Consider the following 23,948-nt stretch of genomic DNA (forward strand, 5'->3'; position numbering starts at 1 on the left):
CGCGCACACCGAAGACCCTGGCACCGAAGACCCTGACAGCGAAGGACATGCGATGGGGATCAACCGTCACTCCGAATCGACCGGCATCACCGTGGTCACGGTGGACTATCCGCCGGTCAACGCCATACCGACGGACGGCTGGTTCGCCATCGCCGACGCGGTGCGCGAAGCGGGGCGCGACCAGGAGACCAAGGTCGTGGTGCTGCGGGCGGAGAATCGCGGGTTCAACGCGGGCGTCGACATCAAGGAGATCCAGAGCAAGCCGGGACACCAGGCGCTCATCGACGCCAACCACGGCTGTTTCGACGCTTTCGCCGCTGTCTACGACTGCGAGGTCCCGGTGATCGCGGCGGTCCAGGGATTCTGCCTCGGCGGCGGCATCGGCCTGGTCGGCAACGCCGATATCGTGATCGCCTCGGACGACGCCACGTTCGGACTGCCCGAAGTGGATCGCGGCGCGCTCGGCGCGGCCACCCATCTGTCCCGGCTGGTTCCCCAGCATCTGATGCGGGCGCTGTTCTATACGGCGAGCACGATCACCGCGCAGCAGTTGCACCATCACGGCTCGGTGTACCAGGTGGTGCCGCGCGCCGAACTCGACGCCGCGGCACTGGAAGTCGCCAAGAACATCGCGGCCAAGGACGGCCGGGTGATCCGCGCGGCCAAGCGGGCGCTCAACGGTATCGACGTGCAGGACGTGCACCGCAGCTACCGGTACGAACAGGGTTTCACCTTCGAATTGAATCTGGCCGGCGTCGCCGACGAGATCAGGGCCAGATTCGACGAGGATCTGGCAGCGCGGAAGAGCGGGGAGTAAGGAAACGCTATGCGAGACAAGCGAATGTCGCTGGACGAGGTCGTCGGTGAGCTGCGCAGCGGCATGACCATCGGCATCGGCGGCTGGGGGTCCCGGCGCAAGCCGATGGCGCTGGTCCGTGCCATCCTGCGCTCGGATATCACCGATCTGACCGTGGTGAGCTACGGCGGCCCCGATCTCGGACTGCTGTGCTCGGCGGGCAAGGTGCGCAAGGCGTACTACGGTTTCGTCTCCCTGGATTCGGCCCCGTTCTACGATCCGTGGTTCGCCAAGGCGCGCACCTCCGGCGCGCTGGTCGCGCGCGAAATGGATGAGGGCATGCTGAAATGCGGGCTCGAGGCGGCGGCGGCGCGGCTGCCCTTCCTGCCGATCCGCGCGGGACTCGGCTCGGATGTGTTCAATTTCTGGGACGGCGAACTGCGGACGGTCACCTCGCCGTATCCTGGCCCCGGCGGCGCACCGGAAACACTCACCGCCATGCCCGCGCTGAATCTCGATGCGGCACTCGTGCATCTGAATATCGGCGACAAACACGGCAATGCCGCCTACACGGGCGTCGACCCCTACTTCGACGACCTGTACTGCCTGGCGGCGCAGCGGCGCTACCTGTCGGTGGAACGCGTGGTGGAGACCGAGGAACTGGTGAAAACCGTTGCGCTGCCCTCGCTGCTGCTCAACCGCATGATGGTCGACGGAGTCGTCGAGGCGCCCGGCGGTGCGCACTTCACCCTGGCGGGCGACGATTACAAGCGGGACGAGAAGTTCCAGCGCCACTACGTGGATTCTGCCAAGACACCGGAATCCTGGCAGCGGTTCGTCGATACCTACCTGGCCGTCTCCGAAGACGAGTACCAGGCCGCCGTCCGCGCGTTCGCCACCCAGGAGGCGTGAATGTCCGAGACAACGACTACTACCGAGACAACGACCACCGAGACCATCACCCGCGCCGAGATCTGCGCGGTGGCCTGTGCCGAGATCTTCAGCGGCGCCGGCGAGATCATGGCCTCCCCGATGTCGCCGATGAGCATTCTCGGCGCGCGCCTGGCCAAACTGACCACCGAACCTGATCTGCTGCTCTCCGACGGCGAGGCGCTGTTGTTCGCCGAGACTCCCCCGCTCGGCGGCAAATCCCCCATCGAGGGCTGGATACCGTTCCGCAAGGTGTTCGACGTGGTGGCCTCCGGCCGCCGCCACGTGGTGATGGGCGCCAACCAGGTGGACCGCTACGGCAACCAGAATCTGTCGGCCTTCGGTCCGTTGCAGCAGCCGACCCGGCAGATGTTCGGTGTGCGCGGCGCGCCGGGCAATACCCTCAATCACGCCACCAGCTACTGGATTCCGCGCCACAACAAGCGGACGTTCGTCGACAAGGTCGATATCGTCAGCGGCGTCGGCTACGACAAGATCGATCCTGGGAATCCGGCCTTCCGCTTCCTGCATCTGCACCGCGTGGTGACCAATCTCGGCGTCTTCGATTTCGAGGGGCCCGATCACACCATGCGGGCACGCAGTCTGCATCCCGGCGTGAGCGCCGACGAGGTCGCCGAGAACACCTCCTTCGAGATCGCGGGCCTGGCCGAGGCGGGCGAAACCCGGCTGCCCACCGCCGAGGAGTTGCGATTGATCCGCGATGTGCTCGATCCCAGGAAGATTCGCGAATCCGAGGTACCGGCATGACACCCCGGATCCGGACGCCGCTGACCGAGCTCGTCGGTATCGCGCATCCGGTCGTGCAGACAGGTATGGGTTGGGTGGCAGGGCCGAGTCTGGTCTCGGCGACCTCGAATGCGGGCGGTCTCGGCATATTGGCCTCTGCCACCATGACTTTCGATGAACTCGAGGCCGCCGTAGCGAAGACCAAGGCGCACACGAACAAGCCCTTCGGCGTGAATATCCGCGCCGATGCCACCGACGCCTCCGAGCGGATAGATCTGCTCATCCGGGAGAAGGTGGCGGTCGCCTCGTTCGCGCTCGCGCCCAAGCAAGATCTGATCGCGAAACTCAAAGACGCCGGCGTCGTGGTGATTCCGTCCATCGGCGCGGCAAAGCACGCGGTGAAAGTAGCCTCGTGGGGCGCGGACGCGGTGATCGTGCAGGGCGGCGAGGGCGGCGGTCACACCGGTCCGGTCGCGACCACCCTGCTGCTGCCCTCGGTACTGGACGCGGTGGACATTCCGGTGGTCGCCGCCGGTGGTTTCTTCGACGGCCGCGGCCTGGCCGCCGCACTGGCCTACGGCGCGGCGGGAGTAGCCATGGGCACCCGTTTCCTGCTCACGCAGGAGAGCACGGTTCCCGACGCGGTCAAACAGGAGTACCTGAGCAGGCAACTGCAGGACACCGTGGTCTCGACGAAGGTCGACGGCATGCCGCACCGGGTGCTCAATACCGAACTGGTGCAACGTCTGGAGCATTCGGGCCGTTGGCGCGGACTGAGCGCGGCCCTCGCCAACGCCGCCCGGTTCAAGAGTATGACCGGCATGAAATGGTCGACCATGGTTCGCGACGGTCTCGCCATGCGCAAGCAGAAGGATCTGACCTGGTCGCAGGTGGTCATGGCCGCGAATACCCCGATGCTGTTGCGCGCGGGACTGGTCGAGGGCAATACCCACGCCGGTGTGCTCGCGGCCGGACAGGTCACCGGCATCATCGAGGATCTGCCCACCTGCCGGGATCTGATCGAGCGCATCGTCACCGATGCGGCGGCGCGGATCGACGCGATGGGCGCGCTGACCGAGGAGACCGCGGCCGCCGAGCCCTCTGCTTGATGTTTCGAAATGGGGCCGCCGATCAATGACGGCCGCTGTCACCGCGGGAACATCGACCCGTCGAGGGTTCGTACCGAACGAGCCGCCCGGATCACCGATCCGGGCGGCTCGCGTTCACCAGGGCAGCACACCGTACTCGTCCTTGCCCGCACCTCCCCAGCGGTAACCCCAGAGTTGGCCGGTCGGACCGTCGGCGGGCAGGGTCGCCAACCGCACACTCACCTCGGCCCCCTGCGCTGCCGTGCGGAATCCATTGTGGCCATTGAGATCTGTCGCGCAATAGCCGGGATTGGCGGCGTTGACCTTGATGGGCGTATCCCACAACTCCTTGGCGTACATCCCGGTGACCATGGTCAGCGCGGTTTTCGATGACGGATAGGCGATCGCGGCCACCGGCCACATCGGACTGTCCGGATCCATCATCATGCCGAAGGAACCGACCTCGCTCGACACGTTCACGATGCGGGCGGCTTCGGCACGGCGCAGCAGCGGCAGCATGGCGTTGGTGACCGCGACGACGCCGAAGACATTGGTTTCGAACACTTCTCGCACGGTGCTCACGGCCGTGGAGGACGGTTTACCGTCACCGTCGAGTCCACCCGTGATGCCCGCGTTGTTGACGAGGACGTCGAGCCTGCCGAATTCGGCGTCGATATCGGCGGCGGCGCCGGCGATCGACTCCGCGTCGGTCACATCGAGGGGAACGAACCGGGCGTCGGCTCCCTCGGCCGCCAATCTCGCTGTCGCGTTCTTGCCGCGATCGGTATCGCGCGCTCCGATCAGGACGGTCATCCCCGTCGCGGCCAGCAGCCGGGCCGTTTCGAATCCGATCCCCTTATTGGCGCCGGTGATCAATGCGATGGTTGTCATATCACTGAGATTTCCACCGCATACGGCCGTCGGGGAGGCCCCTTCGAACGTGGTATCGGCTGTACCTCCCCCGCGACCACTCGAATCATCGACACTGGATCGGTGACCGACAAGACCGAACTGGCGGCATTCCTGCGAGCGCGACGCGCCCGCCTGCGTCCCGCCGATGTCGGCCTCCCCGAGACCGGCCCGCGCCGTACCCCCGGCCTGCGACGGCAGGAGGTCGCCCAATTGGCGGGCATATCGGTCGAGTACTACATCCGATTCGAGCAGTGCCGTGGCCCGCGTCCTTCGCAACAGGTGCTCGCCGCCCTGTCCAGAGCGCTGCTGCTCACCGTGGACGAACGCGATTACCTGCTCCGCCTGGCCGGATATCATCCGGCACCGGTGGTCGGCCCGAATCGCACTGTGCCGGAATCGATCCGGTTCATCCTCGACAGCATGACCGAGACGCCCGCCTACGTGGTGGACGCGACCTACGACGTGCTCGCGTGGAATCGGGCGGCGGTGCCGTTCATCGGCGATCTGGCCACCGTGCCCGAGGCCGAACGCAATATCGTGCGCTGGACATTCCGCACGGCGGCCGAGCACCCCCGATGGTCGGACGAGGACACCCTCGCCTTCGCCCGTTCCACGGTCGCCGACCTGCGCGCGGCCTACGCCCGCTATCCCGGACATCCAGCCATCGCCTCGCTGGTCACCGAATTACTCGGTACCGCACCGAGATTCGCGTCCATGTGGCACGATCACGATGTCGAGACCCGGCGCACGCACCGTAAACAGGTCGAGCATCCCGAATTCGGGCACCTCGAATTCGAATGCCAGGTACTGCATATCAGCGATACCGATCAGCGCATGATCGTGTATTGCGCCGCACCGAATTCGCCTACCGCCGAGGTGTTCCGGTCGTTGTCGGCGGCGAGCAGATGACCGTGGCGGCACGGCACGCCGCGCCACCACGGAACGAGATCAGCGATCCAGTCGTTCGATAATGGTGACGTTGGCCGTGCCGCCGCCCTCGCAGATGGTGAGCAGCCCGTACCGGCCGTTCACCCGCTCGAGTTCGTTGAGCAGCGTCGCGAACAGTTTCGCGCCGGTGGCTCCGAGCGGATGTCCGAGGGCGATCGCGCCGCCGTTGACATTGACCTTGTCCGGGTCGGCTCCGGTCTCCTTCAACCAGGCCAGTACCACGGGCGCGAACGCCTCGTTGATTTCGACGGCGTCGATATCGTCGATGGTGAGGCCGGTCTTCTCCAGCGCCCATTTGGTGGCCGGAATCGGCGCGGTCAGCATGAAGATCGGGTCCGCGCCACGCGCGCTGACGTGGTGGACGCGTGCCCGCGGCGTCAAACCGTATTCCTGCACGGCCCATTCCGAGGCGAGCAGGGTGGCGCTCGCACCGTCGGAGATCTGGCTGGCAATCGCCGCGGTGAGCGGGCTGCCCTCGGCGAGCGCGGGCAGCGAGGCCATCTTCTCCAGGCTGGTCTCGCGCGGGCCCTGGTCGATCCAGAAATCGCCGACCGGCACGATCTCCTTGTCGAAGCGCCCGTTCTTGATGGCGTCGCGGGCCCGCTCGTGGCTGCGCAGCGCCCACCGCTCCATATCCTCGCGGCTGATATCCCATTTCTCGGCGATCAACTGCGCGCCGCGGAATTGGGAGACCTCTTCGGTGCCGTACCGGTGATCCCAGCCCTCGGCACCGACGAACGGCGAGTCGAAGCCGTATTCCTTACCCGCCAGCATGGCGGCGGAGATCGGGATCCGGCTCATATTCTGGACACCGCCCGCGACGATCACCTCGGCGGTGCCGCTCATGATGGCCTGCGCGCCGAAATTGATGGCCTGCTGGGAAGATCCGCACTGGCGGTCCACCGTGACACCGGGAACCTCCTCCGGGAATCCGGCGGTCAGCCACGCCGTACGCCCGATGTTGCCCGCCTGCGGTCCGACATTGTCGACGCAGCCGACGATCACATCGTCGACGTGCTTCGGGTCGACCGGATTGCGATCCAGCAGCCCACGCAGGGCGGCGGCGCCGAGATCGGCCGGGTGCACGTCGGCGAGCGCGCCGTTGCGCTTGCCGACCGGAGTGCGCACCGCGTCGATCACATAGGCATCCCGTAGCGGGGCGTAGGGCCGACGGGCGGATGGTGCAGACATGGAATCTCCTACTCGGACTTGCCCTCGGGTACGACCGACCCGGAGCCGATGGCTTGCGTAGCCGTTGGGACGGTGAGCCCGTCCAGCACGATGGTCAGATATTGCTTGGCGAGGTTGTCGACGGTGATGGGGCCGCCGGGCTGATACCACCGCACCGCGACCCACACCGTGTCGCGCAGGAATCGGTAGGCCAGTTCGACATCGATCTCGGCGCGGAAGCTGCCGTCTTCGACACCGTTTTTCAGCACCCGGTGCCAGAGTTCACGGAATTCGGTGTTGTACTCGGCGATATAGGTGAACCGCTCCGAGTCGCGCAGCCGTTTGGCCTCGGCCTGGTAGATCGCGACGGCGGCGTGGAACCGGTCGAACGATCCATAGGACGCGATCACCAAGGCTTCCAAGGTATCTCGCGCACTCAGTCCGGCGGCGACGATCTCGCGATAGCGCCCGAACAGGTCATCGAGGAAACCGCGCAGGATCTCGTCCACCATCGATTCCTTGGAATCGAAGTGGTGGTAGAGGCTGCCCGATAAGATTCCGGCCGCGTCGGCGATATCGCGGACGGTGGTCGCACGCAGTCCTCGCTCGGCGAACAGGTCGGCCGCCAGCGCCAGCAACTCGTTGCGGCGCGCTGATTTCGAGGAGTCCGGTGCGGTCACCACGTCATAGTACAACCAAGCATTTGCTTGGTGCCAGCGGCGTCAGCGTGACGAATAGCGCAGCGGGGACGACATCGACAGGTCGGCGAGCAGTCGGTCGCAGATGAGCACGGGGGAAATTCCCGCGCGAACCATGCGGGCCACCAGGGCGAGTCGTCGTTCGCAGCTGTCCCATTCGACGGTGACGGGGCCGCGCTCCGGGCCCGCGTCCACGGTCGCCATGACCCGGGGCGGGCCGTGCGGGGTCGGTTGTTCGATAAGTTTCAGCACCATGCCGCGCTGCCAGGCCTGAAAGGTCTCCATATCGGAGCCGATGACCAATTTGTCGGTGGCGGCGCACAGTCCCGCCGCGATCTCGTCGGCGAAGGCGACGCGATCGAAGCGGAACCTGCGGCTCTTGTGGACGAGTTCGAGCAGATCCGCGCGCACCTCGCGCATCAGCGCCATCTGCCGCTGCCTGTGCCGATCCCGTTCGGAGGGCACACCGGCCTCGGGGTGGAGTCCGATGCGGCGGGCGCGCTCGTGGGCACGCGCCGTGTCGGCGCGCAGCGCGCCTCGCGGATCACGGGTGACCTCGGCTTCATCGACGGCGAACTGTTCGAGGATCTGGGCGGCCCTGCACGCGGTGGCCCGCGCGGATTCGTGCGCCATGAGTTCGGCGCCCAGGGTCAGCGCCGCGAGTACGAGGCTGTCCACTCTGCGTTTGGCCAGCACGACATCGCGCACCACTTCGAGTTCCAGTTGTTCGCGGGCGCGTGGGCGATTCGTGCCCATAGCCATCGCCCCTTAGGGAGTGCGGGATCCGACCACCCTCAGCATGGCACACCCGACAGCCCACCGCGCCCCCTTTTTCCCTGATCAGCGCCATCACCGTGGCCTCATGCGCGCACATGTCCGAGCGACGGCAGCGCGAGCGTCGACCGCCACCCGGCACCCGCCCACTCGAGTCCGCTGGGCTGCGCCGCGGCGGCCGCGCGCAGCGATGACATCACCGGGCCCGAGGATTCGTCGGGATGGTCCTCGCCTCGGTTGACGCCCACCTGATGGCCACCACTTGACACCATCGTCGGATAGCTCGGTCTGCCCGGCCTACGACGCGGACTGCTCGTCAGTCGGGGATGCGGTGGCTCCTCGGGAGTGTCATCCGGGTCCTTCGAAACGACCGTTCGCGAAACGATCAGGAATCGAGAAGCGCAGGTCACCGGCCATAGCTAATGTCGTCGTGATTGAAGCTCCCCGGCGGATCGCCGGGCGACGGCGGCTCGAATCAGAGGAGAATCGATGAATCGGAACATGCGGGTTCGGCAGACGCATCGTGTACTCGCTGTCGTCTTCACGGCGACCGTCGTTGTCACCGTCGTCGTGGTGGCGCTGAAGGGGCCGGTCTGGGTGTCGTATGTACCGCTGCCCCCGCTGGCCCTGCTCCTGTTCTCCGGCCTGTTCATGCTGGTGTCGTGGTACGTCGACGGACGTCGCGGCCGAGGGACCGCGGACGGCCCGGCAAGGCAGGTCGGGGCAGCGGCGGGCGGCTCGACCGCACCGCGCGCCCGCCGCCTGCATCGCGGGTCGGCCATCGTGTTCGTCGTGACCGTCCTGGCGACCTTCCTCGCCCTCGCACAGAAGGAACCCATTGTCTGGGTGTCCTACCTGCCGCTGTTGCCCCTGGCCGCACTCCTGTTCTCCGGCCTCTATATGTACGCCCTGCCGTATACCGCAGGACGACGCGGTGATCGGCCGGGGTCGCCGGTCCCCTTTCCCCCGACTGCGCGCTGACCGGCACGGTCAGCGCGCACGATGCAGCCTCACTTCTGTTCAGGGCGTGGAATCGTCGTGACGCGGGCAGACCGCGGAAGTCGCGGACGGCGGTGGCGTGTCTGTCCACGCCGTCACCGGTGAGCAGACCGGGCAGATACGTGTCGATCGACCGGGTCGATGTCGATCCTGTGTCCGGCCACCAGTTGCAGCACGATCACGGCGGTGAAGGTCTTGGTGACGCTACCGACCCGGACATGCTGGGGAAGATCGGTAGGGATCGGGGTTCCCTCGGCGATATCGCCGAGACCGGCGGTCACCACGGTGGTGGCGCCGTTTTCGGTGAGCGTGGCAATGGCCCCGGCACCCGAGCGCGGATCACCGCGTCGAGATCGCCGCGCACCGTGTCCACGAGGGCGGCTGCGCCCGATGGTGCGGAGGCGGGCTCGACCGTGCTCGTCGTGCAGGCAGACAGGAGCACCGCAGCTGTGCAGATCGGACGAGCGAAGGCTCGTATACGCATGAGCCGACGGTAGGAACTTCAAGCCCGCGAACACATCGTGCTGGAGTACTGCGGACATCAGCCTGGAGTACCGGGCTACGAACTGCCAGCGGAACCAGTACTCGGGCGACCACCGTTCCCCTGTTTGCTCCAGTCCACGAAAAGTGTATAGGTATCGCCGTGTGCGAGTCGGCACGACGCAACTCCCGGCGGATAGCTATTTACAGCCTGCTGGCACAGCTTGCGACCATTCGGTCCCGCGAACTGCCCAGCAATCTCTTCCCCCGCAGAGGCAGTCCCGGTACCGGAAAATCCGATCAGCGCAGCACTTGCGAGCGCCGCCGCAGTAGCTTTCGTCAGCATTCAGTTGTCCTTTTCCTCTCATCGGACCGCCTGACCCGACGGAGGGATCCTACCGTCCACCGCTGCCCGGACTCCCGGACTCGACTGCCGCGAGATCATCGACGCCCTGACCACTGCGCTGGCATAGCTCGAAGCGGTCGCGGCCGTGTTGGGGCAGAGCGCGGGGGCTAAACCGGAACTGTACTGAATACTGCCCGATCAACCGTTGCGCCGCCCTCACGCACATCAGCCCCGCCCTCGGCGAAATCCTCTGCCGCGCTGTCGGTTCAGCCTCCCTCGGTCAACCTGTAGACATCTTTACCCGCCGAATCGAGCGCCGACCGCAACGCGGCCGACAGTTCATAGACGTACGTACCGACGTCACGCACCTGATCCGGCACCACCGAGAAATTCGTGCTCAGCGGCGAAGGTCCATCGCTCATGACCGAGCGGTACCACCGCGTTCAGACCGCTCAATAGAGGTCGCTCGCGCTGTAATTCATGTAATTCATCAGCCTCGAGATCACGAATACCTGCCGATCCCGGGACCTGCGAAACGATCGTCGGCGAATGTCGTTCTCCTCCGATATCTTCGATTGTTATGAGCGACAAGCCCGCGGAACAACTTCTCGCTGCGGAACAACGCGCCAGGGCACTGATCGATGCCCAACTCGCCGCCGCCGGTTGGGCCGTGCAGGACAGGCGCGAACTCAATCTTTTCGCCGCGCAGGGCGTCGCTGTCCGCGAGGTCACGATGACGCGGGGACACGGCCGTGCCGACTATCTGCTCTACATGGACAAGAAGGCGGTCGGCGTCATCGAGGCCAAACCGATGGGAACGCCCCTGTCGGGGGTGGAGTGGCAGTCCGCGATGTACGCGGATGGCCTGCCGCCGAGGTTCGTTTGAAGGCACTGACGGTGGACGGGCGGCTGCCGTTTGTATTCGAGTCGAGCGGCACCGAACTCCACTTCACGAACGGCTACGACCCGGAACCCCGCGCCCGCAAACTGTTCCACTTCCCCAAGCCCGCCACGCTGGCCCGCATTCTCCGTGACGCCGAGGCAGACCCGGAGGCTCCCACCTGGCGCGGCAAAGTGCGCTCGCTTCCCGAGTTGGATACGTCAGGTTTGCGGCCCGCGCAGATCACGGCGATCCGAGGTATCGAGAAGAGTTTGTCCGAGCAGCGCTACAAGCGCAGTCTGGTGCAGATGGCGACGGGCGCGGGCAAGACCTACACCGCCGTGACACAGTCCTACCGTCTGCTGAAATTCGGCGGCTTCACCCGCGTCCTGTTCCTGGTCGACCGCAACAATCTCGCCGGACAACGTCGGCCACCCACGGTGAGGGTAAGTGCGGCGGCTGATCCGCCAAACTGAAGCGGCTCATCGTCGATCTGATCGACAAGGAGAACTGGTCCTCGTCCGGCACCGACATCAAGGGTGACGCCTACGAGGAGTTGCTCTCGAAAGGCGCTTCCGACAAAGGCTCCGGCGCGGGGCAGTACTTCACTCCGCGAGAACTGATCAACGGGATCGTCGATGTCATCGACCCCGGGGTGGCCGACACCGTCGTCGACCCGGCCTGCGGCACGGGCAGCTTCCTTCTTGTCGCCCACGAACACGCCGCGCGCGGTGCCGAGAATCTCACGCCCACCCAACGCGCCCACCTGCGTGACGATTTCACCACCGGCTTCGAGTTGGTCGACGGCACCGCCCAGCTGGCCGCGATGAATCTCCTGTTGCACGGGATCGGCACCCCGACCGGCGATTCGCTCATCGAAGTCCGTGACGCGCTCACCGCCGATCCCGGACAGCGCTGGAGCGTGGTCCTTTCCAATCCGCCGTTCGGGCGCAAGTCGTCACTGACGATGGTCGCGGCCGATGGGCGGGAGGTGCGTGAGGATCGCGAGATCGAACGTTCGGATTTCATCGTCACCACCAGCAACAAACAGCTCAATTTCCTCCAGCACATCATGACGATCCTCGACATGAATGGCCGTGCCGCTGTGGTGCTACCCGACAATGTGCTGTTCGAGGTGGGGCGGGCGAAACCCTGCGGCGCAAACTGCTGAACGATTTCGACTTGCACACCATCCTGCGGTTGCCCACCGGCATCTTCTACGCACAGGGCGTCAAGGCCAACGTGCTGTTCTTCGACAAGAAGCCCGCGTCAGAACAACCGTGGACCAGCAAGCCGTGGGTGTACGACCTGCGCACTAACCAACACCTCACCCTCAAACAGAATCCGCTGCGCCGCCGCCACCTCGATGAATTCGTCGACTTGTACCTCGTCGGCAAGGACCGGGCCGAACGCGAGGAATCCGCGCGCTGGAAGTCGTACACCTACGACAACCTCATTGCCCGCGACAAGACCAACCTTGACATCACCTTGTTGCGAGATGAGTCTCTCGAAGACACCGACAACCTGCCCGCACCCGAGATCATCGCCCGCGAGATCGTCGAAGATCTGACCGCCGCGCTGGCGGAGTTCGAAGCGGTCGCGGCGGCGTTGGAGAGCGCGGCGGCCGGACCGGAACTGTAGGTCTATCCGGTCCCCGGCAAACGCGGTCCGCCGACCGCACCGCTATGGCCGAGTTAGCCCATCCGATGCCGGGGTAGTCGGACTACGCTAGCGTCGGACAACGCACGAAACCGCAGGAGTCCGTCGTGGCCACGTGCCATAATTCGAACATTAGTTCGATATCGATCTGAGGAGTGTAAGTGACGAATGCGCACACCTCTTCGAGGTGCGATGAGCCGGCCGCAGGCGGTCGGCGACCAGATTGGGACGACGATCGGGACAGCGCCGCGCTGGTTGCCATGATGCGCCTGACACCGAAGAGGACCGAGTGGTCCGCCCTGACCGAACAGGTCAGCAATATCGGCAGCGCGCGCCAACTGTGGCTGAACGAACATCCCGACAATTTGTTCGGCACGAGCGAAGAGGCCGACATTCTCGACAGAGCGACACGCGACGTCGAATCCTGGAAACAGGCACCGTTCCAGATGCACACCTTTATGGATCCCAGTTACCCCGAGCGACTGCGCTCGGTGCGGCAGATGCCGCCGGTGGTCTTCACACACGGTCGGCGCATATCACGCGACACCGGAGTATGCATCGTGGGATCCCGCAATGCCTCCGAGGAAGGTCTGAAGTTCGCTCGCCATGTTGCGCAGGAACTGGTGACGAATCGCGTGACGGTGATCGCGGGTCTCGCCAAGGGAATCGATACCGCAGCGCATCAAGCCGCGTTGGATGCGAACGGTCGAACGGTAGCGGTGCTCGGAAACGGCCTCGATCACGTATATCCAAAGGAGAATCGGAGCCTACAGAGCACTATCGCCGAGCAAGGGATGCTGCTGACCCACTTCCTTCCGGAGTACGGGCCGTCACGATGGTCATTCCCCGCTCGCAACGTCACAATGAGCGCCTACGGGACAGCGACCGTGATCGTCGAGGCCGGTGAGAAGAGCGGTACCAGAATCCAGGCGCGAGAAGCAGTCGCACACGGGCGACCGGTCATCATGAACGAACATGTGGTCCAGTCCACCTCGTGGGGTCGCGCGATGCAGGACGAACCCGGTGTACATATCGCCCGCTCTCCGGTCGAGGCAGTCGAGCACGCGCTCCGAATCATCTTCGAGCGTTCGACGTTCATCGAACTGCTAGGGATTCGTTGACTCGCCCCTCACAGGATCCGCCCTTCCAACGGCTCAAGGAAATCCTGGCTCGCGAAGTTCAGCACGCGTCGCAGGAGAAGTTGCCTGCTACGTCGCCCGATGCGCTGCTGTTGCGGGGTATTGTGCGCGATCGAGTCGGCGGATTCTTCTCCAATGCGTATCCACCGGACGCTCCTGGCGTATGCGGTGTTTGTCGTGGCCCGTCGGGCTCGGGGCTGTGTGGACCGTGCGATGGAGGCCGCCGGACCTTCGGCGACCTGTTGGCCGACCGGACCATTTTGCTCACCTACGCTGTGGGAAACATGCCGGGAGGTCGCCACCAGTCGGCCCACCACATGCTCACCTACAAGGGCTACCGTGGTACCCCACCCGTCCACGAATGCTCCGAGGATCTACAACTGATGATCTCGGTGATGGTGGACATGCACCGGAAATGTCTGCAGTCATGGCTGGGTCACACCTGGGATGCGCTGACGTTCGTTCCCTCCAAGGAGCGGCCCGACGCGACGCATCCCGTCGCGGCGCTGGCCAATGCCACCCTGCCCAAATTCAATTTCGCAACCGCGCCTATGCCGAAGTTTCTGATGAGGCCGGGTCCAGGAAGCGATATCAAACGGAAGATGACAGCCGACCGATTCGAGATCGATGAGCGATGGCGCCAGCGAGTGCAGGGGAAACATGTGCTGATCGTCGATGACACCTGGACTACCGGTGCCAGCGCTCAGGGGGCGGCGATTGCGGTGAAGACAGCCGGGGCTGCGACCGCGACAATCCTGTGCATAGCGCGATGGTTACGCTGGGACTGGGACGATCACAGGACGCTGATCGACTCGCTCGGTGACGGATTCGATGTTCTGCGTTGCCCTGTGCACGGTCGGCCGTGCGCAGCCGTGAAACAGTACTCGGTTTCCGCTTCGCAGACATAGAGTGCGACCGCTCGGACCGCACGGTGTGTCCGGAGCAACCGGTCTGCGTGGACATTCTCGCCTCGATCGGACAGGTTTGCGGCCTTCGCGGACGACACTGTCCGCCCAGACCAGGGCCGTCGTCACGCCCGCTGACTGCTGACCGAGACCACCTCGCCAGTGAGATACGAGGTGTAGTCGCTGGCCAACATGGCGATGGTCGCGGCGACCTCCCACGGTTCCGCCGCGCGGCCGAAGGCTTCGCGCTCGGAAAGACTATCGAGCAGTTCGGTGGAACTGACCTTGTCCAGGAAGGCGTGCCTGGCGATACTCGGCGCGACGGCGTTGATTCGCACACCGAGTTCGGCGGCTTCGACCGCGCTACACCTGGTCAACGCCATCACGCCCGCTTTGGCCGCCGCGTAATGCGCCTGACCGTACTGGGCGCGCCAGCCGAGCACGCTGGCGTTGTTCACGATGATGCCGCCGTGCCCCGCTTCCCGGAAATATCCGAGCGCGGCGCGGGTGCAGCGGAAGGTGCCGTTGAGGGTGATGTCGAGGACGCGGTCCCACTGCTCGTCGGTCATGTCGACCACGGGGGTCTCACCGCCGAGCCCGGCGTTGTTGACCATGATGTCGACCCGGCCCATGGCCTGCGCGGCACCCCGGACCAGCGCGTTCACCTGTTCGGTGCGCTGCACGTCGCAGGCGATGGCGGCGATCCTGCGGTCCGGGAATTCACCTTTCAGTTCCACCTCGGTCTCGGCGAGGCGTCGCTCGTGCCAGTCGGAGACGACCACGTCGGCGCCCTCGGCCAGCAGCCTGCGCGCGGTGGCCGAACCGATTCCGGTGCCCGCCGCGGCGGTCACGACCGCGACGCGTCCGGTCAGCAGACCGTGGCCGGGAACGGGCCGCGGCGCGACGGACAGCGGGCCGGTCACGGCCGAGCCTCGCGCGGGAGACCGAGCACACGCTCGGAGATGATGTTGCGCTGCACTTCGTTCGAACCTCCGTAGATGGTGTCGGCGCGGGTGAACAGGTACAGCCGCTGCCATTCGTTCAGATCGTCGTCACCTGCCACGAGACCCGCCGGACCGAGTACTGCCATGGCGAGTTCGCCGAGGCCGCGATGCCAGTTGGCCCACAACAGTTTGGCGACCGAGGCCTGTCCCCCATCGTCGACGCCGGTGCCTTCCATGGTGCGCAGGGCGTGCGCGCGCAATACCCGCAGCCCGACCCACGCCCGGTCGATCCGGTCGGCGATGAGGGGGTCGTCGGCCGCACCGGTGCGTCGCGCCAGGGCCTCGATATCGGCGAGTTCACGGGCGAAGCGGATCTGCTGGCCGAGGGTGGAGACGCCGCGTTCGAAGGTCAGGGTGCCCATGGCGATGCGCCAGCCGTCGCCGGGAGTGCCGACGACCAGGTCGGCGGCGGTACGAGCGTTGTCGAAGAAGACCTCGTTGAATTCCGATGTGCCGGTGAGCTGGATGATCGGGCGCACCTCGATACCGGGTTGCTTCATGGGAACCAGCAGGTAGGACAGGCCTTTGTGGCGCGTCGAACCCTTCTCGGTGCGCGCGACGACGAAACACCAGTCGGCGACGTGCGCCAGCGAGGTCCAGATCTTCTGGCCGTTGATCGACCATTCGTCACCGTCGAGGTGGGCCGCGGTGCTGACCGCGGCGAGATCGGAGCCCGCGCCGGGCTCGGAATAGCCCTGGCACCACAGCTCGGTGACATTGCGGATCCCGGGCAGGAACCGATCCTTCTGCGCCTGGGTGCCGAAGGCGAGAACGGTCGGGCCGAGCAGTTCCTCACCCATATGCGAGACCCGCGCTGGCGCGTTGGCCTTGGCGTATTCCTCGTGGAAGATCACCTGCTGGCGCACGGTGGCCTCGCGACCGCCGTATTCCTTCGGCCAGCCGAGGCAGGTCCACCCGGCCGCGGCGAGGTGCCGGTCCCAGGCGAGGCGTTCATCGAATGCCTCGTGTTCCCGGCCGGGTCCGCCGAGTCCGCGCAGTTCGCGGAACTCACCGCTGAGATTCTCCGCCAACCACTCGCGCACTTCTGCCGAAAACCGCCCGTCGGACGCGGCGGTGTCGGAGTCTGAGGTCTGGATCGCAACCACGACGGTAGGATAACCTACCAAGCACTTGCTTTGTTAGATTGTCGACCTGATCGGTCCGGCGTCCCCGGATCGACCGGCGATGGGCCAGCACGAACGGTGAGGACAACCGTGACACCCCCTGCACAGACGACACCGATGGCGCTGCACGACGCCGCGCGCCTGTTCGGCGCATTACCCGCGGTCGCCGACGGCGAGGTCAGGCTCGACTGGGCTCAGCTACTCGGTGCCGTTCAGGAGGTGGCGCGCGCACTGATCGCGCGCGGTGTGGGTCGGGGCGACCGGGTGGCGATGTGGGCCCCCAATACCCACCACTGGGTGGTCGCGGCATTGGCCGCCCACTATGTCGGGGCCGGATTGGTGCCGCTGAATACGCGCTACGTCGCCGACGAGGCCGCCGATGTGCTCGGCCGCGTCGACGCCAAGGCGCTTTTCATCGCGGGCACCTTCCTCGGGCGGGATCGGCTCGCCGAATTGCGTTCGGCCGCGCCGGAGTTGGATATACCCACGATCGTGGTCATTCCAGTGGAGCCGGGAACCTCGGTGGAATCGGAAGCGACCGTGGCGAATTGGTCGGAGCTGGCCGAATTCGCGCGGTCGGTCACCCTCGAGGACGCGCGCGAACGGGCCGAAGAGGTGAGCCCGGACGATATCTCCGACATCCTTTTCACCTCGGGCACCACCGGGCGCAGTAAAGGCACCCTCGTCGCGCACCGGCAGGCGCTGTCGGTGGTGCGGGCCTGGGCCGAATGCGCCACGCTGAACAGCGACGACCGCTACCTGGTGGTGAATCCGTTCTTCCACAACTTCGGATACAAGGCGGGCATCCTCGCCTGCCTGGTCACCGGGGCGACGATCGTTCCGCAGGCGACCTTCGACGTGCCGCAGACCATGCGCCTGATCGGCGCGGAGCGGATCACGGTGCTGCCCGGCCCGCCGACCATCTATCAGACCATCCTGGATTTCCCCGGCCGCGAACAGTTCGACCTCAGCTCGCTGCGCGTCGCCACCACGGGTGCGGCGACCGTGCCGGTGGTGCTGATCGAACGGATGCGCTCGGAACTCGAATTCGACATCGTCGTCACGGCGTACGGCCTGTCGGAAGCGTCCGGATTCGGGACCATGTGCAAGCCCGACGACGACGCTGAGACCATCGCCAACACCTGCGGCGGGCCGATCGCCGGTTTCGAACTGCGACTCAGCGATGCGGGTGAGGTGCTGCTGCGCGGACCGAATGTGATGCTGGGGTACCTCGACGATCCCGAGAACACCGCGAAGACCATCGACGCCGACGGGTGGCTGCACACCGGTGATATCGGCGTGCTGGACGAACGCGGATATCTGCGCATCACCGACCGACTCAAGGATATGTACATCTCCGGCGGCTTCAATGTCTATCCGGCCGAGATCGAACAGGCGTTGGCCCGGCTCGACGGGGTGGCCGAATCCGCGGTGATCGGCGTGCCCGATACCAGGATGGGCGAGGTGGGCAAGGCCTATGTGGTCCGCAAACCGGGCGCGACGGTGACCGAAGAGCAGGTGCGCGCCCACACGAAAGCCGTGCTCGCCAATTTCAAGGTGCCGCGTTTCGTCGAATTCCGGGATCGGTTGCCCTACAGCGCCGCCGGGAAAGTGCTCAAGCGCGAACTACGTGAGGAGAAATGATGTCGGACGAGAACGGGGTTCCGGACGAAGGTGAGGTCGTCACCTATGAGACGCGCGGCCCCATCGCGATCGTCACGCTGAACCGGCCCGACTACCGCAACGCGCAGAACTCGGTGATGACCTACGCCATCGACGCCGCCTTCGTGCGCGCCGTCGAAGATCCCGACGTCAAGGTGATCGTGCTGGCGGGCAACGGCAAACATTTCAGCGCCGGGCACGATATCGGCACCCCCGGCCGCGATCATCACGTGCGCTACGAGAACAAGGCGACGCTGTGGTGGGACCACGTGGACCGGGTCGGCGGCGATCAGCGTTTCTCCCGTGAGACCGAGGTATACCTCGGAATGTGCAGGCGCTGGCGCGAAATCCCCAAGCCGACCATCGCCATGGTGCAGGGCGCGTGTATCGCCGGTGGCCTCATGCTGGCCTGGGTCTGCGATCTGATCGTCGCCTCCGATGACGCCTTCTTCTCCGATCCCGTTGTGCGCATGGGCATTCCGGGTGTGGAGTACTTCGCGCACCCGTGGGTCATGGGTCCGCGCGCCGCGAAGGAATTCCTGTTCACCGGGGACCGTTTCGACGCCGCGCAGGCCAAGGAATGGGGCATGGTGAACCGGGTGGTGCCGCGCGCGGAATTGGAAGAACGCACGCTGGAACTGGCCGAGAAGATCGCCACCATGCCGCAATTCGGCCTCGCGCTGACCAAGAAGGCCGTGAATCAGGCCGAGGATCTGATGGGGATGCGCAGCGGTATGGATTCGGTCTTCGGGCTGCACCATTTCGCGCACGCCCACAATGCCGAGATCGGGGCCGATTCGCTGGGCGGTATGAACGCCAAATCGATGAAGGCCACCGCGACGGCCGCCGACGCCGCGCCTCGGCAAGACACAGCAGCTCAGCAGAACGGGACAGCGTAGTGGATCTGGATCTGGATCAGGCGACGCGGGAATTCCAGGACGAGGTCCGCGAATTCCTCGCCGCCAACACGCCGAAAAGTCCATTGCCGTCCATGGACACGAAGGCGGGGTTCGAGGCGCACCGCGAGTGGGAGCGCACCCTCGCCGACGCGCGGCTCTCGGTCGTCTCGTGGCAGCGGGAGTACGGCGGGCGCGACGCGTCCCTGCTGGAATGGGTGCTTTTCGAGCAGGAGTACTACGCCGCGGGCGCACCGGGCCGGGTCAGCCAGAACGGCATCTTCCTGCTCGCGCCGACCCTGTTCGAGCACGGGAGCCAGGAGCAGTTGTCGCGCATCATGCCCCGGATGGCGCGCGGTGACGATATCTGGGCGCAGGCCTGGTCCGAACCCGAAGCGGGCAGCGATCTCGCCGGTATCCGGTCGACGGCCAAGCGCACCACAGGCGGCTGGCTGCTGAGCGGACAGAAGACCTGGAGTTCCCGCGCGGCCTTCGCGGACTGGGCCTTCGGCCTGTTCCGCAGCGATCCCGAGGCCGAACGGCACCGCGGACTCACGTATCTGATGTTCCCCCTCACCGCCGACGGCGTCTCGGTGCGGCCGATCCCGCAGCTGGACGGGGAGCCGGGTTTCGCGGAGATCTTCCTCGACGACGTCTTCGTGCCCGACCGCGATGTGATCGGCGAACCGGGCGAGGGCTGGCGGGTGGCGATGAGCACATCCAGCAATGAGCGCGGCCTTTCGCTGCGCAGTCCCGGCCGTTTCAGCGCCACCGCGCAGCGCCTGATCGACCTGTGGCTCGAGGTCGGCGACCGCACCAACACCGCACAGCGCGACGCCGTGGTCGACGCCTGGATCGGTAGCGAGGCCTACCGCCTGCACACCTTCGACACCGTCACCCGGTTGAACGAGGGCGGCAAACTCGGTGCGGAGTCCTCCATCACCAAGGTGTTCTGGTCCGAACTCGATATCGCCATGCACGAAACCGCGCTGGATGTCCTCGGCGGTGCTGGCGAGCAGGCTGGACCGTGGACCGACGGCTACCTGTTCTCGCTCTCGGGCCCGATCTACGCGGGCACCAACGAGATCCAGCGCAATATCATCGCCGAGCGGCTGCTCGGATTACCGAGAGGGAGCAGCCGATGAGGTTCGCGCTCAGCCCGGAACAACTCGATTTCGGGACCAGCCTGCGCAAACTACTGGATGCCGGACGCACCCCCGCCGCGGTGCGCGCCTGGGCGGGGGGTGATCCTCGGCTCGGTCGCGGCCTGCTGCGTCAACTGGCGGGCGCGGGCGCGCTCGGCCTTGCCGTCGAGGAGCGGCACGGCGGCATGGGGGCCGAGGCGATCGATCTGGTCGTCGCCTTCCAGGAGATCGGCCGGGCCGCCGCGCCGGGACCGGTGGTGGAGACCGCCGCGGCGATACCCGCGCTGTTGCAGGCGTTGCCCGGAGCGGAACTCGCGCACCGCTGGCTGCCCGGATTCTCCGACGGCGCCGCGCTCGGCACCCTGGCCTTCACCGCCCCCGGCCGCAATCCGGTGGCGCTGGACGCCGATACCGCCGAGGTGGCGCTGCTCGTGGACGGTGACCGGCTGTGCACCGCACGCCGCACCGGGCCCGTGCGTTCGATCGACCCCGCCCGCCGACTGTTCCAGGTGGCGCCGGACGACGTGCTCATCGAGGGTGAGTCCGTGCTGGAGGCGGCAGCGGCGGCATTCGACGCCGGTGTGCTCGCCGCCGCCGCGCAACTGCTCGGCGCCGGACACGCGCTGCTGCACGCGTCGACCGAATACACCAAGCAGCGCAAGCAGTTCGGCAAGCCGATCGGTGAATTCCAGGCCGTCAAACAGAAACTGGCCGATGTGCTGATCGGGCTGGATCTGGCCGAGCCGCTGCTGTTCCGCGCGGCGCTCACCACGGCCGCGCCGACCCGGGGCCGCGATACCTCCGCCGCCATGATCGCCTGCGGCGATGCCGCGTACGCCGCTGCCCGCGCGGCGCTGCAGGTACACGGCGCGATCGGCTACACCGCCGAATACGATCTGTCGCTCTGGCTGACCAAGGTCACCGCCCTTCGTTCAGCCTGGGGCACAATGGATCTGCATCGTTCGCGTATCGCGCGGGCGCTGCGTGACGAGGCCGTTCGCGAACGCGCGCTGCGGGGCACCGCATGAGCGCCGCCGAACATCAGGAATTCACCGCCTCCGTGCGAGCCCTGCTGACCAAACACGCGACCAGCGCGGCGGTCCGCGCCGGGATGGATACCGATCCCGGCTACGACCGGGAGCTGTGGCGGCTGCTGTGCGAGCAGATCGGCGTCGCGGCGCTCGCCATCCCCGAGGAGTACGAAGGGATCGGCGCGAGCATCGTCGAATCCCTGCTCGTCGTCGGCGAATTGGGTCGCACCCTGGCGGGCGTTCCGATGCTCGGCTCTGCCGTGCTCGGGGTCGAGGCGGTACTGCTCTCCGGCGACACCGATGCCGCCGCGCGGCTGCTGCCCGCGGTCGCGCGGGGCGCGGGCACCCTCGCCGTGTGCTGGGCGGGCGCGGACGGCTGGGATGAGCCGGGAGTCGACGCCGGCGGGGAAATACTCACCGGCACGGCGCATTACGTCCTCGACGGACTCCAGGCCGACACTCTGATCGTGGTGACCACCACCGGACTGTTCGAGGTCGCCGGGGATGCCGCGGGGATGACCAGGCGGTCGGTCGCCACCATGGATCCGACTCGCAAACTGGCCGAGATCTCCTTCGACGCGGTGCCCGCTCGTCGCCTCGGTGACCGCGATCCCCTCGTCGTCGCCGCGCGGTTGCGGGAGATCGCGTGGGCCGCGGTCGCGGCCGAACAGGTCGGAGCCGCGCGGCGCTGTCTGGAACTCACGGTCGAATACACCAAATCGCGGATTCAATTCGGCAGGGCGATCGGCAGTTTCCAGGCGCTCAAGCACCGGATGGCCGATATGTACGTCCTGGTGGAATCGGCCGAATCCGCCTCCAACGCGGCCACTGTCGCGGTCGCCGATGGCAGCCCTTCGGCCGCCGAGGATGTGTGGGCCGCGCGTATCCACTGCTCGGAAGCGTTCACCACGATCGTGTCGGAAATGGTGCAGATGCACGGCGGTATCGCCATCACCTGGGAGCACGACGCGCATCTGTTCTTCAAGCGCGCCCACGGCGACGCCCACCTGTTCGGCACACCGCGCAGGCCGCTGACGCAGCCCGCGTAATCGGTGCACAGTCATCCCCAGGAGTGCCGTTTCCTGGGGATGACTGTGCACTGTCCGCCGGTAGCACGCCGCACAGCCGTAATCGCAGGCCCCAAACGCGAGGCCGTATCGCGTCGGCGCAGGCGGTTCAGTCGAAACGCTGCGTTCGGACACCCGGGAACGACAGGGGCGCGGAGTACCGTCGAGCGATATGGGCGATGCGCGACGTGGGCGAGTCACACTGGAGACCGGCCGGAAGCGGGTCAGGGTCTATCTCGGCGGGCACGTGGTGGCCGACACCACCCGGCCCACGCTGGTCTGGGAGAACCCGCACTACCCGACCTACTATCTGCCCGCCGCGGACCTGCGCGCGAAGCTGGAGCCGAACGGAACGAACCAGCACTCCCCCAGCCGCGGTGACGCCACCGGATACGACGTCGTCATCGAGGGGATCACCGCAGAGAACGCCGCACTGCGCTATCACGATTCGCCGATTCCCGAACTCGACGCGCTGGTGCGGCTCGAATGGGGTGCGATGGACGAATGGTTCGAGGAGGACGAACCCGTCTACGTCCACCCCCGCGACCCGTATACCCGTGTCGATATCCTCACCAGCTCACGCCATATCCGCGTCGAGATCGACGGCGTCACTGTCGCCGATTCGCGTTCTCCGCGCATCCTGTTCGAAACCGGTCTTCCCGCACGGTATTACCTGCCGCTGACCGATGTGCGCATGGATCTGCTGTACGCCTCCGGCACTCACAGCAGCTGCCCGTACAAGGGCAACGCCGACTATTGGAACGTCTGTGTCGGCGATACCGAATACGCCGATTACGTCTGGATCTACCGTACCCCGTTGCCGGAGAGCCAGAAGATCGCCGGACTCGCCTGCTTCTACAACGAGAAGGTCGACATCTACGTGGACGGCGAACTCCAGGAACGGCCGAGGACGGCGTTCAGCTGACCGCATGACGCCCGCCGGTCATACCGCGACGAGCGGGGTTTCGTCCGCAGTGCGGCGATACCGGCCAGGCGCGAGCCCGTATTCGCGATGGCGAACGGAGTCGGCGGGGAGGTGGATGAATTCGGGGAGGGCGTCGGGCATAGTTCGATGATGACCGAGAACCGACCCGGCTTGGCCGCGGCACTGGACCTGGAGCCCCATCCCGAGGGTGGCTGGTTTCGCGAAACCTGGCGTAGCCCAGTGCGATTCATTCCGACCGGATACGCCGGGCCGCGGGCGAGCGCGACCGGCATCTACTTCCTGCTCATGCCGGGGGAACGGTCCGCCCCGCATACGGTCGCCTCCGACGAGGTGTGGCTGTGGCATCGGGGCGGACCGCTGGTACTCGATATCGGCGGCGACGAGGTGGTGCTCGGACCCGATATCGAACGCGGGCAGATGCCGCAGGCCGTGGTTCCCGGCGGAATCAGTCAGGCCGCGTGGCCGTTGGGCGCGGAGTACGCGCTGGTCAGCTGTATTGTTTCGCCGGGGTTCGACTTCGCGGATTTCCGGCTCGACTGAATCCGGCCCGAGCGGTCGTTCACACCGCGAACGGGCGGAATTCTCCGCCTCGATCCGCGGCA

At 66.1% G+C, this 23,948-nt stretch carries 26 protein-coding genes and 1 pseudogene; 18 read left to right on the forward strand and 9 right to left on the reverse strand.

The window, feature by feature from the left end; all coding sequences use genetic code 11:
- Positions 1 to 52: 52 nt before the first annotated feature.
- The 4 genes from ABZS43_RS05155 to ABZS43_RS05170 are packed head-to-tail and all read left to right on the forward strand — an operon-like array spanning position 53 to position 3,582.
- On the forward strand, positions 53 to 817 hold the full coding sequence (locus tag ABZS43_RS05155) for an enoyl-CoA hydratase family protein (RefSeq protein WP_355034530.1): 765 nt from the start codon (positions 53 to 55) through the stop codon (positions 815 to 817).
- A 9-nt stretch (positions 818 to 826) separates the two neighbouring features.
- Positions 827 to 1,708 carry a CoA-transferase gene (locus tag ABZS43_RS05160; protein ID WP_355034531.1) on the forward strand — a complete coding sequence of 294 codons (882 nt, stop codon included), beginning with the start codon at positions 827 to 829 and terminating at the stop codon, positions 1,706 to 1,708.
- Positions 1,709 to 2,494, forward strand: coding sequence for a CoA-transferase (locus ABZS43_RS05165; RefSeq protein WP_355034532.1), 786 nt, complete (start codon positions 1,709 to 1,711; stop codon positions 2,492 to 2,494).
- Entirely contained in the window at positions 2,491 to 3,582 is a 1,092-nt protein-coding gene (locus tag ABZS43_RS05170) for a nitronate monooxygenase (protein WP_355034533.1), read from the forward strand. The genes ABZS43_RS05165 and ABZS43_RS05170 overlap by 4 nt, the downstream gene beginning before the upstream one ends.
- A gap of 114 nt (positions 3,583 to 3,696) precedes the next feature.
- Here the strand turns inward: ABZS43_RS05170 and ABZS43_RS05175 are convergent, their stop codons facing one another.
- A complete protein-coding gene (locus tag ABZS43_RS05175; protein WP_355034534.1) occupies positions 3,697 to 4,452 on the reverse strand; it encodes an SDR family oxidoreductase in 756 nt (251 codons plus the stop codon).
- A gap of 102 nt (positions 4,453 to 4,554) precedes the next feature.
- Between ABZS43_RS05175 and ABZS43_RS05180 the strand changes: the two genes are divergently transcribed.
- Positions 4,555 to 5,382: a helix-turn-helix domain-containing protein gene (locus ABZS43_RS05180; RefSeq protein ID WP_355034535.1), complete on the forward strand. Its 828-nt coding sequence runs from the start codon at positions 4,555 to 4,557 to the stop codon at positions 5,380 to 5,382.
- A gap of 39 nt (positions 5,383 to 5,421) precedes the next feature.
- Here the strand turns inward: ABZS43_RS05180 and ABZS43_RS05185 are convergent, their stop codons facing one another.
- From ABZS43_RS05185 to ABZS43_RS05200, 4 genes are all read right to left on the reverse strand, one after another.
- Complete coding sequence (locus tag ABZS43_RS05185; RefSeq protein WP_355034536.1) at positions 5,422 to 6,612, reverse strand: acetyl-CoA C-acetyltransferase; 1,191 nt, start codon at positions 6,610 to 6,612, stop codon at positions 5,422 to 5,424.
- A gap of 8 nt (positions 6,613 to 6,620) precedes the next feature.
- Positions 6,621 to 7,271 (reverse strand): TetR/AcrR family transcriptional regulator, encoded by a 651-nt coding sequence (locus ABZS43_RS05190; RefSeq protein ID WP_355034537.1) that lies wholly within the window; start codon positions 7,269 to 7,271, stop codon positions 6,621 to 6,623.
- A 42-nt stretch (positions 7,272 to 7,313) separates the two neighbouring features.
- Positions 7,314 to 8,045: a hypothetical protein gene (locus ABZS43_RS05195; RefSeq protein ID WP_355034538.1), complete on the reverse strand. Its 732-nt coding sequence runs from the start codon at positions 8,043 to 8,045 to the stop codon at positions 7,314 to 7,316.
- A gap of 104 nt (positions 8,046 to 8,149) precedes the next feature.
- Positions 8,150 to 8,311, reverse strand: a complete 162-nt coding sequence (locus ABZS43_RS05200; protein ID WP_355034539.1) for a hypothetical protein — start codon at positions 8,309 to 8,311, stop codon at positions 8,150 to 8,152.
- Positions 8,312 to 8,552: 241 nt separating this feature from the next.
- Between ABZS43_RS05200 and ABZS43_RS05205 the strand changes: the two genes are divergently transcribed.
- On the forward strand, positions 8,553 to 9,044 hold the full coding sequence (locus ABZS43_RS05205) for a hypothetical protein (RefSeq protein WP_355034540.1): 492 nt from the start codon (positions 8,553 to 8,555) through the stop codon (positions 9,042 to 9,044).
- Between the two features lie 113 nt (positions 9,045 to 9,157).
- On the opposite strand, the gene ABZS43_RS05210 is transcribed toward ABZS43_RS05205, so the two are convergent.
- Positions 9,158 to 9,604 carry a serine hydrolase gene (locus ABZS43_RS05210; RefSeq protein ID WP_355034541.1) on the reverse strand — a complete coding sequence of 149 codons (447 nt, stop codon included), beginning with the start codon at positions 9,602 to 9,604 and terminating at the stop codon, positions 9,158 to 9,160.
- Between the two features lie 550 nt (positions 9,605 to 10,154).
- Positions 10,155 to 10,310 carry a hypothetical protein gene (locus tag ABZS43_RS05215; RefSeq protein ID WP_355034542.1) on the reverse strand — a complete coding sequence of 52 codons (156 nt, stop codon included), beginning with the start codon at positions 10,308 to 10,310 and terminating at the stop codon, positions 10,155 to 10,157.
- A 158-nt stretch (positions 10,311 to 10,468) separates the two neighbouring features.
- Between ABZS43_RS05215 and ABZS43_RS05220 the strand changes: the two genes are divergently transcribed.
- The 5 genes and pseudogenes from ABZS43_RS05220 to ABZS43_RS05240 all read left to right on the forward strand — a co-directional run bounded on the left by ABZS43_RS05220 (position 10,469) and on the right by ABZS43_RS05240 (position 14,474).
- Positions 10,469 to 10,774, forward strand: a complete 306-nt coding sequence (locus ABZS43_RS05220) for a hypothetical protein (protein ID WP_355034543.1) — start codon at positions 10,469 to 10,471, stop codon at positions 10,772 to 10,774.
- Entirely contained in the window at positions 10,771 to 11,244 is a 474-nt protein-coding gene (locus ABZS43_RS05225; protein ID WP_355034544.1) for a DEAD/DEAH box helicase family protein, read from the forward strand. Before ABZS43_RS05220 ends, ABZS43_RS05225 begins: the two co-directional genes overlap by 4 nt.
- 80 nt (positions 11,245 to 11,324) lie before the next feature.
- Positions 11,325 to 12,409 (forward strand): annotated as a pseudogene (locus ABZS43_RS05230) (N-6 DNA methylase).
- A 281-nt stretch (positions 12,410 to 12,690) separates the two neighbouring features.
- Positions 12,691 to 13,548: a DNA-processing protein DprA gene (locus ABZS43_RS05235; RefSeq protein ID WP_355034545.1), complete on the forward strand. Its 858-nt coding sequence runs from the start codon at positions 12,691 to 12,693 to the stop codon at positions 13,546 to 13,548.
- A gap of 401 nt (positions 13,549 to 13,949) precedes the next feature.
- Positions 13,950 to 14,474 carry a phosphoribosyltransferase gene (locus ABZS43_RS05240; protein ID WP_355034546.1) on the forward strand — a complete coding sequence of 175 codons (525 nt, stop codon included), beginning with the start codon at positions 13,950 to 13,952 and terminating at the stop codon, positions 14,472 to 14,474.
- A gap of 122 nt (positions 14,475 to 14,596) precedes the next feature.
- Here ABZS43_RS05240 and ABZS43_RS05245 read toward each other — a convergent pair whose 3' ends face one another.
- Positions 14,597 to 15,394: an SDR family oxidoreductase gene (locus ABZS43_RS05245; RefSeq protein WP_355034547.1), complete on the reverse strand. Its 798-nt coding sequence runs from the start codon at positions 15,392 to 15,394 to the stop codon at positions 14,597 to 14,599.
- Positions 15,391 to 16,581, reverse strand: coding sequence for an acyl-CoA dehydrogenase family protein (locus tag ABZS43_RS05250; RefSeq protein WP_355034548.1), 1,191 nt, complete (start codon positions 16,579 to 16,581; stop codon positions 15,391 to 15,393). Before ABZS43_RS05250 ends, ABZS43_RS05245 begins: the two co-directional genes overlap by 4 nt.
- Positions 16,582 to 16,689: 108 nt before the next feature.
- Between ABZS43_RS05250 and ABZS43_RS05255 the strand changes: the two genes are divergently transcribed.
- From ABZS43_RS05255 to ABZS43_RS05285, 7 genes are all read left to right on the forward strand, one after another.
- Positions 16,690 to 18,243 (forward strand): FadD3 family acyl-CoA ligase, encoded by a 1,554-nt coding sequence (locus ABZS43_RS05255; RefSeq protein WP_355034549.1) that lies wholly within the window; start codon positions 16,690 to 16,692, stop codon positions 18,241 to 18,243.
- Positions 18,240 to 19,160 (forward strand): enoyl-CoA hydratase, encoded by a 921-nt coding sequence (locus ABZS43_RS05260; protein WP_355034550.1) that lies wholly within the window; start codon positions 18,240 to 18,242, stop codon positions 19,158 to 19,160. The genes ABZS43_RS05255 and ABZS43_RS05260 overlap by 4 nt, the downstream gene beginning before the upstream one ends.
- Positions 19,160 to 20,302: an acyl-CoA dehydrogenase family protein gene (locus ABZS43_RS05265; protein ID WP_355034551.1), complete on the forward strand. Its 1,143-nt coding sequence runs from the start codon at positions 19,160 to 19,162 to the stop codon at positions 20,300 to 20,302. The genes ABZS43_RS05260 and ABZS43_RS05265 overlap by 1 nt, the downstream gene beginning before the upstream one ends.
- On the forward strand, positions 20,299 to 21,330 hold the full coding sequence (locus ABZS43_RS05270) for an acyl-CoA dehydrogenase family protein (protein WP_355034552.1): 1,032 nt from the start codon (positions 20,299 to 20,301) through the stop codon (positions 21,328 to 21,330). Before ABZS43_RS05265 ends, ABZS43_RS05270 begins: the two co-directional genes overlap by 4 nt.
- Positions 21,327 to 22,382 carry an acyl-CoA dehydrogenase family protein gene (locus ABZS43_RS05275; protein WP_355034553.1) on the forward strand — a complete coding sequence of 352 codons (1,056 nt, stop codon included), beginning with the start codon at positions 21,327 to 21,329 and terminating at the stop codon, positions 22,380 to 22,382. The genes ABZS43_RS05270 and ABZS43_RS05275 overlap by 4 nt, the downstream gene beginning before the upstream one ends.
- 190 nt (positions 22,383 to 22,572) lie before the next feature.
- Positions 22,573 to 23,325: a DUF427 domain-containing protein gene (locus ABZS43_RS05280; protein WP_355034554.1), complete on the forward strand. Its 753-nt coding sequence runs from the start codon at positions 22,573 to 22,575 to the stop codon at positions 23,323 to 23,325.
- Positions 23,326 to 23,475: 150 nt separating this feature from the next.
- On the forward strand, positions 23,476 to 23,886 hold the full coding sequence (locus tag ABZS43_RS05285) for a cupin domain-containing protein (RefSeq protein WP_355034555.1): 411 nt from the start codon (positions 23,476 to 23,478) through the stop codon (positions 23,884 to 23,886).
- The last annotated feature ends 62 nt before the right edge of the window (positions 23,887 to 23,948 follow it).

The organism is Nocardia sp. NPDC005366, assembly GCF_040606855.1.
GTDB lineage: Bacteria > Actinomycetota > Actinomycetes > Mycobacteriales > Mycobacteriaceae > Nocardia.